The following is a 14,238-nucleotide window of genomic DNA, read 5'->3' on the forward strand; positions in this document are numbered from 1 at the left end:
GGCCCCGTCCTGATCGAGAGGAGACCCGGAGATGGGCTATAAAGTCGTCGTCGTTGGCGCCACGGGAAATGTGGGCCGCGAAATGCTGAATATTCTTTCTGAACGTCAGTTCCCCATTGATGAGATCGCCGTTCTGGCGAGCCGTCGTTCGCTGGGCACAGAGGTGAGCTTTGGCGACAAAACTCTCAAGACGCAGGACCTTGCCACGTTCGACTTCACGGGCTGGGACATTTCACTTTGGGCTGTTGGCTCTGAGGCGACCAAAGAGCACGCGCCACGCTCCGCCAAGGCGAACTGCATCGTGATCGATAACTCATCGCTGTATCGCTACGACCCGGACATTCCGCTGGTCGTACCAGAGGTGAACCCCGAAGCCGTCGATGGCTACGCCAAGAAAAATATCATTGCCAACCCGAACTGCTCAACCGCGCAAATGGTTGTGGCGCTGAAGCCGCTGCACGATCGCGCGCGCATCAAACGCGTTGTGGTCAGCACGTATCAATCCGTGTCCGGCGCGGGCAAAGGCGGCATGGACGAGCTGTGGGATCAGACCAAGGCGGTCTACAATCCCACGAGCAACTCTGCTCCAGCCCAATTCACCAAACAGATCGCGTTCAACGTTATCCCGCACATCGACGTCTTTATGGACGACGGATCGACCAAAGAAGAATGGAAGATGGTGGCGGAAACGAAAAAGATCATCGAATCTAGCATCAAAGTCACCGCAACATGCGTGCGAGTGCCTGTTTTTGTCGGCCACTCCGAAGCGATTAACATCGAGTTCGAGGACTTCTTGGACGAAGACGAAGCCCGTGAAATCCTGCGCACAGCGCCCGGTATCTTGGTGGTGGATAAGCGCGAAGACGGTGGCTATGTCACGCCGGTTGAGTGCGTCGGCGACTACGCCACATTCATCAGCCGTATCCGTCAGGACAGCACGATCGAAAATGGTTTGAACCTGTGGTGCGTGTCGGACAACCTGCGCAAGGGCGCTGCGTTGAACGCTGTGCAGATCGCAGAAACACTGGGCAATCGGGTCCTGAAAAAGGGCTAGTATTTCTCCACTAGAATATAGTTTTTGGGGTCGGATTCAGTATTGGGTCCGACCCCGTTTTCGTTTGGGATACTGGTGTCCAGATGAGCATGGAGGTGACCGGGAAAGGGTGCGTTGAACCGCAGTGCAAGTTGTCGATACGCAGGCCCAATCGCCCCAGCTTTGCAAAGCCGCACATTCCCCTTGATCCGATAAAGCGCAAGCCCACCACCAGCCGGTCTAAAGGTATAGCCATGCGCCGCTAGTCGCAACTGTAGGTCGGTCCAATCCTGCGCTAGTGCGATATCGCGGGCAAGTTTATCGCGCAGCTTCCAAGCTTGCGCCTGCCTGGAACGAATCTGTTGTGCCGACTGATCATCCATTTTTCCAGTTTCGGTGTACTTAGTTAAAACTATCTGAATCCTCGGCCGGTTCTTAGTTTGATAAAATGCGCTTCAAATCCGTGCTTCAGCATAGAGGATTTCTTTGGAAAATCGTTCTACAACGGATCCATCGGGGCACGTCCAGCGGAGCGTACTATGCAAAAGATATTGAAGAAATTGTCTAAGAAAGACGAAGAACCAACTTCCGCTGAAATGCGCGAAATGATTCTGCGACTCGAACGTGATGAAGCGTTTGAGGCAAACGCTGCTGAGGCGGCCTTGTGGGCGCAAAAGAAAGAAAAGGCCGACAGAAAGAACGGTTTCTTGTCGGCGCATATGCCGCCGGTTAAGCGAAAACGTCAGGCTTCAACAAATAAGTCCGCTTTGGCGTCGTAGATATGTAGACCACCTTGGCCGATGTCGGTCCAAAGGCCGTGCAGCGCGAGCGAGCCATCCATGACGCGGTCGGCGACAAAGGGGAAGGTCATCAGGTTTTCTAGCGAAACAAGAACCGCTTTCTTCTCAAGTGCTTCGAGGCGTGCATCTTCGTCTGCGATGTCACGGACTTGTTCAAAGCCAGGGCGCAGTAGGTCCATCCAACGGCCAACAAAGCTTTCTGTTTTTTCTAGCTCTGGCGCATTGCCAAGGCACATTTCATGACATCCTTTAACGCCACCACAGCTTGAATGGCCTAGGACGATGACTTGGCTCACTTTCAGTGCTGTCACCGCATATTCAACAGCGGCGGATGTCCCGTGGTGATCGCCGTCTGGCTGAAAAGGCGGGACTAGGGCTGCGATGTTGCGGTGAATAAAGAACTCACCTTGTTCGGCGCCAAACAAGGCTGTTACGTGAACGCGACTGTCACAGCAGGAGATAATCATGCATCGTGGTCGCTGCCCTTCTTGGGCAAGCCTTTGATACCATGCTCTATTCGCGTTGAACGTAGTGGCGCGCCATCCGTGATATCGTTGGAGTAGGGTGGCTGGCAGCGGCTGAGCATGCTTCATTTTGGGCATCTTTTCATAGAATTTGTATCGCTTCTATGTCGGAAACGGCGGGAATTCGAGTGATTTGTCGCCGCAGGGTGAAAGGCTTTCTTCACATTTTTGGTGCAGTGTAAGCGTCAACTGTGGGGGCGCAGTTATGTGGAGTGTGGGATATGAAAACGATAGCAACGCTACGTTATGATGAGGCTGTGCGATTTGATGCAGAGCGATTGGAGGCCTTGTGCCGAGACTACGGAGAGGATGCGGCAGAAAAAGTGATCGCGCGGGCGCTTGAGCAGATAGCGATTAAAATGGCAGCACTTGAAGTGCTGTTTGCCGAACAAAGCTATGCTGGGATGGATCAAATCTGCGCAAGCTTAACGCGGATCGCAGGCCAGATCGGAATGACGACGATGGCACGAGTAGCCCGCGATGTGCGCGCATGTATCAAGAAGAGCGATCTGGTCGGCGTTGCGGCGACTATGGGCCGTTTGCACCGCATTGGCGATAATTCGGTCCACGCGATCTGGTCTGTTGAGGACATATCCGTCTAAGGGCTTGCGGCAGGGGCTGGGGTTAGTAGGTTGCATGGAACAACTGAAAGGTTTGCGCCATGCCCTCGGATACGTTGCCCCGGTTTGCTCCGCCTGATGCGGCGGCTACGCCTATCCACATTCTGCCGCAAGAAACGTTTGCGGATTGGATGGGCGCTCAGACAGAGCGTCTGCAGACTTGGGTAGAAAGCTGTGGTTTTCGTGCGGGTTTGGGCGAAATCCTCCGCGTGCCTGGCGAAGATGGCGAATTGTCTGCCGTGCTTATGGGGTGGGGCAAGCCTGCGGCGCATGCTCGGGGCCGTTTTGCGGTGGCGCGTGCATTGAACGCGTTGAAAACGGGCACGTACAAACTGGACGGTCCGCTACAAGGTGACGATCTTAGTGAGGCCGCCTTGGGCTGGCTTTTGGGTGGGTATGCGTTTGATCGGTATGCAACGCAATCACCACCAACCGCCAAGCTGGTCGCACCCGAGGGCATTGATGCCTCTCGGGTTGAGGCGATTGCCGCCGGTGAAATCCTGACCCGCAATCTGATCAACACCCCTGCATCGGACATGGGGCCCGAGGCTTTGGAACAAGCGGTGCGCGATCTGGGCGCAGTCTTTGGTGCTCAGGTCAAATCAACCATTGGCGACGATTTGCTGACTGCCAACTTACCAATGATTCATGCTGTTGGTCGTGCGGCGGAACAGGCGCCGCGCTTGTTGGACATAACCTGGGGCGATACCGGACCCACGTTGACGCTGGTTGGCAAGGGCGTGTGTTTTGACACGGGCGGGCTGAACCTGAAACCCGGTGCATCAATGGGGTTGATGAAAAAGGATATGGGGGGCGCGGCCACGGTCTTGGGTCTTGCGCATATGATTATGGCGCTGGATCTACCGCTTCGGCTGCGGGTCTTGATCCCTGCGGTGGAAAATGCGGTCGCTGGCAATGCTTTCCGCCCCGGTGACATCCTATCATCGCGCAAAGGGCTGAGCGTTGAAGTGAACAATACCGATGCCGAAGGGCGGCTTGTTCTGGCCGACGCCTTGGCGCTTGCCGATGAAACACCGCCAGATTTGATGATTTGCATGGCGACGCTGACGGGTGCGGCGCGTGTGGCGCTTGGCCCGGACCTTGCGCCGTTTTACACTGATGATGCCAACGTTGCTGCTTCATTGGCGGCGGCCGGCACGCGTGTGCGTGATCCGCTGTGGCGGATGCCGCTGCACCGGCCTTACGACGCAATGATTGAACCAAAGATTGCTGACCTTGATAATGCGCCAAGCGGTGGTATGGCAGGGTCTATTACTGCCGCGCTTTTTCTTGATCGATTTGTAACGGATACGGCACGCTTTGTGCATTTCGACATTTACGGATGGCAACCAACCGCACAGCCTGCGCGCCCGAAGGGTGGCGTTGGGGTGGGCGCGCGGGCCATACTAGAGGCACTTCCGGAGGTGCTAAATTTATGAATGACATGTCAACGACTGACCAGCGCATGATACCGGCCAACGGCCACGCCGCGGCCTTTGAACTCAAGGGCCAAGTCGAGGCCGCGCGCTTTGTTAAAGGCACGGTCAAATCCGTAAAGCAGCCGCTTTTGAATCTGATGGATGAACCCCGGGGCAAGCGTGCCTCGCAGCTTCTTTTTGGCGAACGGTTCCGCGTGATTGACGAACGGGACGGCTATGCCTTTGGACAGGCAGAGCGTGATGGTTATTGCGGCTATGTGGTATCCGGCGCGCTGGGTGGTGAAGAGCAGCCTTCGCACTGGGTCGCCGCGCCCGCCACCCATCTGTACCCCAAGCCTGAGATCAAAGCACCGCCAGAGGTTGCTATTTTCTTTGGAAGTCAGGTCAAAGTCGTCGCCGACCACGGTGATTTTGTGAAGATCGCCACAGGGCATTTTGTGCCGCGCGCGCATGTGCAGCCGCTCAAGGCTCGGTTCTCGGACCCCGTTGGCGTAGCGGACCTGTTGCTCGGCACCCCCTACTTGTGGGGCGGGTCTTCGCGCTGGGGGATCGATTGTTCGGGTCTCGTGCAGATGGCGCTTTTGGCCTGTGGCATGGAATGTCCGCGCGACAGCGACCAACAGCGCAGTCTTGGCCGTGATCTCCACCACGGAGAGCCGTATCTGCGCGGTGATCTGGTGTTCTGGGACGGGCACGTCGGGATTATGGCGAGTGAGGATGTGCTAATTCATGCGAATGCACACCATATGGCCGTCGCGTATGAACCCATCGTGGAAACCCGCAATCGGTTCCGTGATGGCAAGGTGGGTGATATCGTCTCGAAAAAACGCCTTAAGCTACCAGACAACTAAGGGTTTACGTCACAGACCGGATCAGTTTGCGTTCAAGCACGCGCAGCACTGTCTGCAAGTCGTGCCCGCGCTTTAGGATTTGCCCATCCATTCCGATGATCGCATAGGCGCCTTGGCGGTTGGCCAACTTGGGCCGTTTTTCGATCCGATAAAGCGGTTGTTCCGCAGTACGCCGAAACACCGAAAAAACCGCGACTTCCTTCAGCGCAGAAATCCCGTAGTCCCGCCATTCTCCGGCAGCGACCATGCGGCCATACAGTCCGAGGATGATATTCAGCTCTGTGCGATGGAAATGCACGCTTTGCGCCGGATAGGACGAAGTTTGTATGTTCATATCCAAAAGGTACCCCGGTGAGCGACCAAAGCAAGCCTCGCCGCGAATTCGTCTCAAAAACACCCTGTCAAAGCCGCCGCACTAGCGCGAATCTGCCATGAGGCTTCTGCATAAAAATCCTACGTAGCGAGAGCAATCTCGAACCCCGGCGCGGTGATTTCTTGCCCCCACCTAGTATGCCGCGTCGGGGCCTACGTCAGAATAACAGGCCAGTCAGAGCCGGAACGAGCGCCCCTCGGAGCTGAAAACAGCCCGAGGGGTTTCGTGTTTTCTGGGGTGTTAACCCTGTCGCCGTTTTGCCCTGAAAGGACCCCAAGGCTGCCGCGAGGGCTGCGCACTCAGGTCATAGTCGAGGGGCATATGTATTCCTGTAGAGAGCATGTGCTCACCCCGGCGCGGCGGTTTCTTGCCCCCACCCAGTACGTTGCGTCGGGGACCTGCAATCAAAAACGTGGTCAAAATGATCCGGAACGAGCAACCCCCGCCAGTGGCGGGGGTTTCGTCACTTTTGCTTACGTATACGGGCGATTTAGGCGCGTACGAGTTTTTCGTAGTCTTCTGCGACTTCGCGGGTCAGCGCGCCGACCTCAAAATTGTAGTCGCCAATTTCGCCCACGGGGGTGACTTCGGCAGCCGTACCCGTCAGCCAACATTGCTGAAAACCTTCCAGTTCTTCGGGCATGATCACCCGCTCATGCACAGCTATGCCTTTGTCCTTAAGCATCCCGATCACGGTCTGACGGGTTATCCCGTTCAAGAAGGCATCGGCCTTGGGGGTGTGCACTTCACCATCTTTGACAAAGAAGATATTCGCACCCGTCGCCTCGGCCACATAGCCGCGATAGTCGAACATCATCGCGTCAGAACAGCCTTTGGCTTCGGCGGCATGTTTGGACATGGTCGCGATCATGTACAGGCCAGCGGCTTTCGCTTGGGATGGCGCAGTTTCGGGCGAGGGGCGCTTCCACTTGGCGATGTCGAGCTTGGCACCCTTCATCTTGGCGTCGCCGTAATAGTTGCCCCACTCCCAAACGGCCACGGCCATGTGGACTGGGTTGCGCGCCGAGGCGACACCCATGTCTTCACCGGCTCCGCGCCAGGCCAGCGCGCGGACATAGGCGTCCTGTAGGCCATTGGCCTCAAGCGCGGCCTGCTTGGCGGCTTCGATTTCGTCGACCGTGTATGGCAGATCAAAGTCGATCAGCTTGCCCGACTGGATCAGTCTTTCAGAATGCTCGCGCGATTTGAAGATCTTACCCGAATAGCACCGCTCACCCTCAAACACAGAGGACGCGTAGTGCATCGCATGGGTGAGAATGTGCACATTGGCCTCGCGCCAATCTACAAGCGCGCCATCCATCCAGATTTTACCGTCGCGGTCATCATACCCTCCCGCCATCGTTCGCTCCTCCAAATTTGCAAATGTTGCGCGATATAGGTCCGGAACGGACATTTTGTTGCGCATTTCATGTGAATCGCTACCAATGCGCTCTTGGAAAGTCAACAACACTGACATAAAATCGGGTAAGACGTGATCAGAAAGGCCTAACCGATGGATCAGCCCGGACCCAGCAGTGGTGAGAGCCTGCTTTTTCTGACCGATGAGCAGTTGCGCAAAGGGATTGAGGCGATGTTTTTCGCCTATCGCGGCTTTACGGCTGATCCGGATCGTATCCTTGAGGATCATGGGTATGGGCGCGCGCACCATCGGGCGATCCACTTTATCCACCGCGCGCCGGGCACGACCGTGAACAACCTGCTCAACATTCTGGGCGTTACCAAACAGTCGCTCAACCGGGTGCTGCGGACCCTGCAATCCGACGGTCTGGTCGAGGCGCGGGTGGGTGCCAAAGACAAGCGGGAGCGGCATTTATTCCTGACCGATAAGGGCGGTGAGCTGGAGCGCGCACTGTCTGATGCCCAACGTCAACGCATGCGCGCGGCTTTCCGCGAAGCGGGGCCAAACGCCGTCGCTGGCTTTCGCACAGTTCTTGAGCATATGATGGACCCTGAAATGCGTCGCCATTACGCGGCGATGAAGGAGCCCGGCCAATGAGCGGAGACCAACAGGCCCACGTTTTACTTGTCGACGATGATGAGCGGATACGGACCCTTTTGCAGAAATTTCTGGTGCGGAACGGGTATCTAACCACAGCCGCACGAGACGCAGATCATGCACGGCGGCTGTTGGCGGGGCTCGATTTTGACCTGATTATTCTGGATGTGATGATGCCCGGTGACGACGGCATCACCCTGTGCCGCGAAATCCGTGAGACCCGCGAAACGCCCATCCTGCTGCTGACGGCCAAGGGGGAAACCGGGGATCGGATCACTGGCCTTGAGGCTGGTGCTGACGATTACATGGCCAAACCGTTTGAGCCGAAAGAGCTGTTGTTGCGCATTGGTGCCGTGCTGCGGCGGATGCCACAAGGTGCGGTGGCCTCTGCGCCCAAAGTTTTGCATCTGGGCGGCGTCCGCTACGACATGGAGCGTGGCGAGCTGTGGCAAGGTCAGGCGCTTGTGCGGCTGACGGCAACGGAATCGAGCCTGATGCGAATATTCAGCGGCACCCCCCATGAGGCTGTCAGCCGGACCGAGTTGGTTGAGCGTTTGTCGCGCGACGGCGTGCAAAGCCAAGAGCGCGCTGTGGATGTTCAGATCACGCGCTTACGCCGCAAGATTGAGACAGACCCCAAGCAGCCGCGATATTTGCAAACGGTGCGTGGCGCAGGCTATATGCTCGCCCCGGATTAGGACGGTCGGGACTTCACCCTGCGGGGGCGGCGCTGTAGGGTCACGGCCATGACAACCGCGCTTTACACACATCCCGCTTCGCTGGCCCACGTCACCCCCGAGGGTCACCCCGAACAAATCGCCCGGATCAGGGCTATTGAAGCGGCCTTGGCCAAAATGGACCTTGATCGTCGCGATGCGCCCATCGCCGATGATAGCGTCGTTTTGCGCTGCCACCCGCAAAGTCATCTGGATATGCTACGCCAATCGGTCCCCGAGGATGATCGGCTGGTGCAAATGGACCCAGATACATGGATGTCCAAAGGCTCGGTTGAGGCTGCTTGGCGTGCCGCTGGGGCTGCTGTAGCCGCCGTTGACCTGGTGATGTCTGGGGATGCTGCGAACGCCTTTGTGGCCACGCGCCCGCCCGGTCATCATGCCGAAACCGAGAAAACCATGGGCTTTTGCTTTTTGGGGAATGTGGCAATTGCGGCGCAACACGCGCTAGAGGCGCATGGCCTCAGCCGCGTGGCTGTCGTGGATTTTGACGTGCATCACGGCAATGGCACCCAAGATCTGTTGTGGGAAGAGCCGCGTGTGCGGTTCGTATCCAGCCACCAAATGCCGCTATGGCCGGGCAGCGGCGAACGCAGTGAGAGCGGGGCCCATGGGCAGATCACCAACATTCCGCTGCCAACCGCATCGGACGGAGCCCACATGCGCGCGGTCTATGAAGCTGAGGTGTTCCCCATGTTGATGGATTACGCCCCTGAGTTATTGATTGTCTCAGCCGGTTTTGATGCCCACCGCGATGACCCCTTAGCGGGTCTGAACTGGTCCACCAAAGATTTCCGCTGGATCACCGAACGATTGTGCGATGTGGCCGACGCCACATGTTCGGGCCGGGTGGTGTCTTGCCTTGAAGGCGGCTATGACTTGGACGCCTTGGCGGCTTCGGTCGCCACCCACGTCAGCACCCTAAAGGAGCGCGGCCAATGACCGATAAACCCGTCGCCGAAATGACATTCGAACAGGCCATGGCCGAGTTTGAGGCCGTTGTGCAGCAGCTAGACCGGGGCGACGTGGCGCTGGATGCGTCCATCGCGCTGTATAAACGTGGTGCCGCGCTCAAGGCCCATTGTGAGGCCAAGCTGCGCGCTGCCGAAGAGCAGGTTGAGCAACTTGTGCTGAATGCCGACGGGCAACCCACCGGGAGCCGTCCCGTAGGCGATATGTAAGACCATGTTCAAGCAAGACCTGAGTGTCGCGCAATCCGCTTTGCAGGATTGCCTGGATGAGATCATGTCCGCCCTCCCTACCAGTGAGGTGACGGCTGGTATGCGCTACGCCAGTGCGGGCGGCAAACGCCTGCGTGGGTTTCTTGCGATGGAAACGGCGCGATTGTTCGATGTGGATCCGACTCATGCGCTTCGTGCGGGCGCTGCGGTAGAATGCCTGCATGCCTACAGCCTTGTGCATGATGATATGCCTTGCATGGATGATGACGCGCTGCGCCGCGGCCAGCCCACCGTGCATGTGAAATGGAATGAGGCGACGGCCGTCTTGGTCGGCGATGCGCTGCAAACCCTCGCGTTTGAGATCCTTGCGCACCCCGATACGCATCCTGATGGCGCCGTACGGGCGCAGCTGTGTCTGACGCTTGCGCGTGCCAGTGGGTCCGAGGGCATGGTGCTGGGTCAGGCACAGGACATCGCTGCCGAAACCGCCTCTGTGCCATTAACGCTTGAGCAAATTACCGAACTACAGGGCAACAAAACCGGCGCGCTTTTGGTCTGGCCCTGTGAAGCCGGGGCCATCCTGGGCGGCGCTGATCCGGCCCCGCTAGTGAAATACGCGCGCGCGCTTGGCCTTGCATTTCAGATTGCGGATGACGTGCTGGATGTTGAAGGCGATGCCGCCCTCGCGGGGAAGGCCCTGCAAAAGGATGCCGACGCGGGCAAAGCCACGTTCGTTTCCCTGCTGGGACTAGAGGCCGCCAAGGCCCGCGCCCAATCCCTGATTGATGAGGCCTGTGCGGCACTTCAGCCCTATGGCCCCCGAGCTGATACGTTGCGTGACATTGCACGCTACGTTGTGACGCGCGACAGATAGGAGGCCGCGATGTCGGACCGTCCCGAGACACCTTTGCTAAACCGGATCGCCGGGCCCGCCGACATGAAGGGCCTGAGTGATTTTGACCTGACCCGCCTTGCGACCGAGCTGCGCAAGGAGACGATTTGGTCGGTCTCTCAGACAGGTGGCCACTTGGGTGCAGGGCTAGGCGTTGTTGAGATGACGGTCGCCATTCACGCCGTGTTCGACGCCCCGCGCGACAAGCTGATCTGGGACGTGAGCCACCAATGCTATCCGCACAAAATCCTAACGGGTCGTCGGGATCGGATGCTGACGATCCGCCAAAAGGATGGCTTGTCAGGCTTCACCAAACGTTCTGAGAGCCCGTATGACCCTTTTGGGGCGGCGCATTCGTCGACCTCGATTTCGGCGGCGATGGGCTTTGCCGTTGCACGTGATTTGGGGTCCGAAACGGTGGGCGATGCGATTGCCGTCATCGGTGATGGTGCGCTGTCCGGGGGCATGGCCTATGAGGCGCTGAATCACGCAGGCCATGAAGGCACACGCTTGATCGTGATCCTGAACGACAATGAGATGTCCATCGCTCCACCGGTTGGCGCGATGTCCAGCTATTTAAGCCGGCTCTACGCGGGCCAGCCCTTCCAAGATTTCAAGGCCGCGGCCAAGGGCGCAGTTCGGATGCTGCCCGAGCCATTCCAAGAGGGAGCCAAACGCGCCAAAGAAATGCTCAAGGGCATGGCGGTTGGCGGCACCTTGTTTGAGGAGCTTGGCTTTTCCTATGTCGGCCCGATTGATGGCCACGACATGGATCAATTGTTGTCCGTTCTGCGCACCGTCAAGGCGCGCGCGGATGGCCCGATCTTGATCCACGCGGTGACCCAAAAGGGCAAAGGCTACGCTGAGGATCGCCCCGACCGGGGCCATGCAACAGCCAAGTTCGACATGATCACGGGTGAGCAGAAAAAGGCGCCCAGCAACGCGCCAAGCTACACCAAAGTCTTTGCACAGAGCTTGATCAAAGAGGCCGAGCATGACGACAAGATCGTCGCGATCACTGCGGCGATGCCGGATGGTACTGGGCTTGATTTGTTTGGTGACCGTTTCCCAAAGCGCACCTTTGATGTTGGCATTGCCGAGCAACATGGCGTCACGTTTTGCGCAGGCCTTGCCGCAGGCGGGATGAAGCCGTTTTGCGCCATCTATTCCACGTTCTTGCAGCGCGGTTATGATCAGATTGTCCACGATGTGGCGATCCAGCGTTTGCCCGTGCGCTTTGCGATTGATCGGGCCGGTTTGGTCGGCGCGGATGGCGCGACCCACGCGGGCACGTTCGACATTGGCTATATGTCGTCGCTTCCGGGGATGGTCGTGATGGCCGCCGCAGATGAGGCTGAACTGGTCCATATGGTCGCTACCGCCGTTGCCCACGACGACGGACCAATCGCCTTCCGCTTTCCACGGGGCGAGGGCGTTGGCGTCGATTTGCCCGAGCGGGGCACACCGCTAGAAATCGGCAAAGGCCGGATGATTGACCAGGGCGAACGTGTGGCGTTGTTGTCCTTTGGTACCCGTCTCGAAGAGGTGAAGGAAGCGGCTGAACGGTTGGCGGATCGTGGGCTTAACCCCACCATCGCCGACGCGCGTTTCGCCAAGCCGCTAGATCGTGGCCTGATCTTGAAGCTGGCTGCTGATCACGAGGCACTGATCACGATAGAAGAGGGCGCAATCGGTGGCTTTGGCAGCCATGTCGCCCAGCTTTTGGCTGAGGAAGGCGTGTTCGATGACGGGCTCAAGTTCCGCTCAATGGTCTTGCCCGATACGTTCATTGATCAAGCCAACCCACACGACATGTATGAAATCGCCGCCATGAACGCCGAGCATATTGAGGCGAAGGTCCTCAACGTCTTGGGTGTTAAGGTGCTAGAAAAGCGGGCCTAAGCGGCCTCACTTGTCCCCTAGGCGCGCTTCAATAGCTTTGAGGCGTTCCAACACTTCGTCGCGGTAGGCATCCGTCGCCTCGGTGGTTTCGACCTCTGATGCCTCTTGCATCGAGTTCACCACAAGGCCGACCACAAGGTTCACGACGGCAAAGGTCGTGATCAGGATAAATGGCACAAAGAACGCCCATGCGTGGGGATAGACCTCCATCACAGGGCGGACGATCCCCATGGACCAGCTTTCTAACGTCATGATCTGGAACAGCGAATAGCCAGAGCGACCAAGTGTGCCAAACCATTCATCGAAATTTGCGGCCTGTTCAGGGGTGCAAATGGCGCAGCCTGCGCCGAACAGTTTCGTGGCCATCACCGCGCCGATGTAGAAAATCAGGGTCATCAACCCAAAGACTGAAGCCATGCCGGGCAACGCTTTGAACAGGCCCTCTACCACGCGCTTTAGGCTGGGCACTGCGGTGATTAGCTTGAGCACACGCAGGATGCGCAGCGCCCGAAGGACCGAAAGCCCCTGCGTCGCAGGCATGAGTGCGACAGCAACAATGGCAAAATCAAAGATGTTCCAGCCATCCTTGAAAAAGCGTCGGTCCATCGCGAACAGTTTTAGGATAATCTCGATCACAAAGATGCTCAGACAGATGGTATCGAGCATCAGGATCATTGGGCCAAAACGATCCATCAAAGTCTCGGATGTCTCCATCCCGAGAATGATCGCGTTGAACACGATGACGGCGATGATGAACGTGCGAAAGGCTTTGCCGAGCAAAAAGTGTTCGAGCGCTTGGCGCATAAAGATCAGTCCTTGGAGAATGAAGCCACGGTTTCGATATGTGGCGACCAACGGAATTGGTCAATGACGCGGACCCAATTGAGGGTATAGCCCGCCTGCACCAACGTGGCGGCTTCGCGGGCGAAGGTCACGGGGTTGCACGACACGAACGCGATGCGTGGAATGCTGCTTTGGGCAAGCTCGGCCACCTGCGCTTCGGCCCCTGCGCGGGGCGGGTCAATGATGGCCGCGTCGAACTTTGTTAGGTCTTCGGGCAGGACGGGGTTGCGGAACAGGTCGCGGCGCTCGGTCGTGATGGGCTTTAGGCCTTGGTTGTGACGCACGCCGTGGTCGAGCGCGTCCAAAAGGGTTTGTTCACTTTCCATGGCATGCACAGCGGCCTGCGCGGCGGCAGGGAACGTGAATGTTCCGCATCCGCTGAACAGGTCGATCACCCGTGTCGCGGGGCCGATGGCATCCATTGCGGCGCGCACGAGGGCGGTCTCACCCTCCGGCGTGGCTTGTAGAAACGCACCGGGGGGCGGCACGACGCGTGCGGTTCCAAAGCGCACGCCGGGGGCGGCGGCCTGTAACACAGACTCGCCGTTCCATGTGACACGCGCAAAGGCGGCGACGTAGGATGGCAATTCTTGGCGGATGCTCGCGTCCAACGGCTTCGCGTTCTCAATCGCAAGGTCGAGGCCCGCGTCAGAAACGGTCAGGTGATAGGCCACCTCTGCTGCGCGGGATGCAGCGATCCGGGTCAAGTTTTCGAGCGTTGGGATAGCAGCCAAGATGACGGGGTCCAGCAACATGCAATTCGGAACCGGTGTGATCGTTTCGGCCGCGCGGGCATGAAACCCAACTAACGCGCCCTTTTTTGTCCGCTTGCCGTGCAGGGTTCCGCGTCTGCGTGTGCCTGCCGGGCTGGTCAGCGTCGGCTCTGCCGTCACGCTTAGGTCTTGGGCGGCAAGGGCGGTTTGAATGACCTGCCGTTTCCAACCGGCCACAAAATCATCGCTTGCGTGCTGTAGCGCGCAGCCACCGCAGGCGTTGTAATGCGCACAAGGCGCTTTGACCCGATGCTCT

General features: G+C 58.2%; 17 protein-coding genes. 11 read left to right on the plus strand and 6 right to left on the minus strand.

Translation table 11 applies throughout. From position 1 onward, the window contains the following. The first annotated feature begins 31 nt into the window (after positions 1–31). A complete protein-coding gene (locus AC4GMC_RS08075; protein WP_038005577.1) occupies positions 32–1,054 on the plus strand; it encodes an aspartate-semialdehyde dehydrogenase in 1,023 nt (340 codons plus the stop codon). On the opposite strand, the gene AC4GMC_RS08080 is transcribed toward AC4GMC_RS08075, so the two are convergent. Beyond that, entirely contained in the window at positions 1,051–1,416 is a 366-nt protein-coding gene (locus tag AC4GMC_RS08080; protein WP_487878682.1) for a hypothetical protein, read from the minus strand. The genes AC4GMC_RS08075 and AC4GMC_RS08080 overlap by 4 nt on opposite strands. Positions 1,417–1,572: 156 nt before the next feature. Between AC4GMC_RS08080 and AC4GMC_RS08085 the strand changes: the two genes are divergently transcribed. Beyond that, positions 1,573–1,812, plus strand: coding sequence for a hypothetical protein (locus AC4GMC_RS08085; protein ID WP_487878683.1), 240 nt, complete (start codon positions 1,573–1,575; stop codon positions 1,810–1,812). Here the strand turns inward: AC4GMC_RS08085 and AC4GMC_RS08090 are convergent. Further along, the gene (locus AC4GMC_RS08090; protein ID WP_487878684.1) at positions 1,776–2,426 is read right to left on the minus strand and encodes a carbonic anhydrase; all 651 of its coding nucleotides are present in this window, start codon (positions 2,424–2,426) and stop codon (positions 1,776–1,778) included. The two genes, AC4GMC_RS08085 and AC4GMC_RS08090, sit on opposite strands and share 37 nt — an antisense overlap. 152 nt (positions 2,427–2,578) lie before the next feature. Between AC4GMC_RS08090 and AC4GMC_RS08095 the strand changes: the two genes are divergently transcribed. The 3 genes from AC4GMC_RS08095 to AC4GMC_RS08105 are packed head-to-tail and all read left to right on the plus strand — an operon-like array spanning position 2,579 to position 5,267. Beyond that, on the plus strand, positions 2,579–2,959 hold the full coding sequence (locus AC4GMC_RS08095; protein ID WP_487878685.1) for a hypothetical protein: 381 nt from the start codon (positions 2,579–2,581) through the stop codon (positions 2,957–2,959). Between the two features lie 59 nt (positions 2,960–3,018). Then, positions 3,019–4,416 (plus strand): leucyl aminopeptidase family protein, encoded by a 1,398-nt coding sequence (locus AC4GMC_RS08100; protein ID WP_487878738.1) that lies wholly within the window; start codon positions 3,019–3,021, stop codon positions 4,414–4,416. Next, positions 4,413–5,267 carry a C40 family peptidase gene (locus AC4GMC_RS08105; RefSeq protein WP_487878737.1) on the plus strand — a complete coding sequence of 285 codons (855 nt, stop codon included), beginning with the start codon at positions 4,413–4,415 and terminating at the stop codon, positions 5,265–5,267. The genes AC4GMC_RS08100 and AC4GMC_RS08105 overlap by 4 nt, the downstream gene beginning before the upstream one ends. A 4-nt stretch (positions 5,268–5,271) precedes the next feature. On the opposite strand, the gene AC4GMC_RS08110 is transcribed toward AC4GMC_RS08105, so the two are convergent. Beyond that, entirely contained in the window at positions 5,272–5,601 is a 330-nt protein-coding gene (locus tag AC4GMC_RS08110) for a DUF2794 domain-containing protein (RefSeq protein WP_487878739.1), read from the minus strand. A 529-nt stretch (positions 5,602–6,130) separates the two neighbouring features. Then, the gene (locus AC4GMC_RS08115; RefSeq protein ID WP_487879322.1) at positions 6,131–7,000 is read right to left on the minus strand and encodes a branched-chain amino acid aminotransferase; all 870 of its coding nucleotides are present in this window, start codon (positions 6,998–7,000) and stop codon (positions 6,131–6,133) included. 153 nt (positions 7,001–7,153) lie between these two features. Here AC4GMC_RS08115 and AC4GMC_RS08120 point away from each other — a divergent pair, with 153 nt between their 5' ends. The 6 genes from AC4GMC_RS08120 to dxs are packed head-to-tail and all read left to right on the plus strand — an operon-like array spanning position 7,154 to position 12,366. Next, complete coding sequence (locus tag AC4GMC_RS08120; RefSeq protein ID WP_487879323.1) at positions 7,154–7,657, plus strand: MarR family winged helix-turn-helix transcriptional regulator; 504 nt, start codon at positions 7,154–7,156, stop codon at positions 7,655–7,657. Then, positions 7,654–8,355, plus strand: a complete 702-nt coding sequence (locus tag AC4GMC_RS08125) for a response regulator (protein WP_487878813.1) — start codon at positions 7,654–7,656, stop codon at positions 8,353–8,355. Before AC4GMC_RS08120 ends, AC4GMC_RS08125 begins: the two co-directional genes overlap by 4 nt. A 48-nt stretch (positions 8,356–8,403) precedes the next feature. Then, complete coding sequence (locus AC4GMC_RS08130; RefSeq protein WP_487878812.1) at positions 8,404–9,333, plus strand: histone deacetylase family protein; 930 nt, start codon at positions 8,404–8,406, stop codon at positions 9,331–9,333. Next, a complete protein-coding gene (locus AC4GMC_RS08135; protein WP_038005586.1) occupies positions 9,330–9,572 on the plus strand; it encodes an exodeoxyribonuclease VII small subunit in 243 nt (80 codons plus the stop codon). The genes AC4GMC_RS08130 and AC4GMC_RS08135 overlap by 4 nt, the downstream gene beginning before the upstream one ends. 4 nt (positions 9,573–9,576) lie before the next feature. After that, positions 9,577–10,446, plus strand: a complete 870-nt coding sequence (locus AC4GMC_RS08140; protein ID WP_487879324.1) for a polyprenyl synthetase family protein — start codon at positions 9,577–9,579, stop codon at positions 10,444–10,446. A gap of 9 nt (positions 10,447–10,455) precedes the next feature. Next, positions 10,456–12,366 carry a 1-deoxy-D-xylulose-5-phosphate synthase gene (gene dxs / locus AC4GMC_RS08145; RefSeq protein WP_487879325.1) on the plus strand — a complete coding sequence of 637 codons (1,911 nt, stop codon included), beginning with the start codon at positions 10,456–10,458 and terminating at the stop codon, positions 12,364–12,366. 6 nt (positions 12,367–12,372) lie between these two features. Here the strand turns inward: dxs and AC4GMC_RS08150 are convergent, their stop codons facing one another. Continuing rightward, positions 12,373–13,170, minus strand: coding sequence for an ion transporter (locus tag AC4GMC_RS08150; protein ID WP_487878495.1), 798 nt, complete (start codon positions 13,168–13,170; stop codon positions 12,373–12,375). A gap of 5 nt (positions 13,171–13,175) precedes the next feature. Continuing rightward, positions 13,176–14,238 (minus strand): class I SAM-dependent RNA methyltransferase (locus AC4GMC_RS08155; protein ID WP_490391446.1); only part of this gene is annotated, 1,063 nt, incomplete at its 5' end.

It is taken from the genome of Thalassobacter sp. (assembly GCF_982993085.1).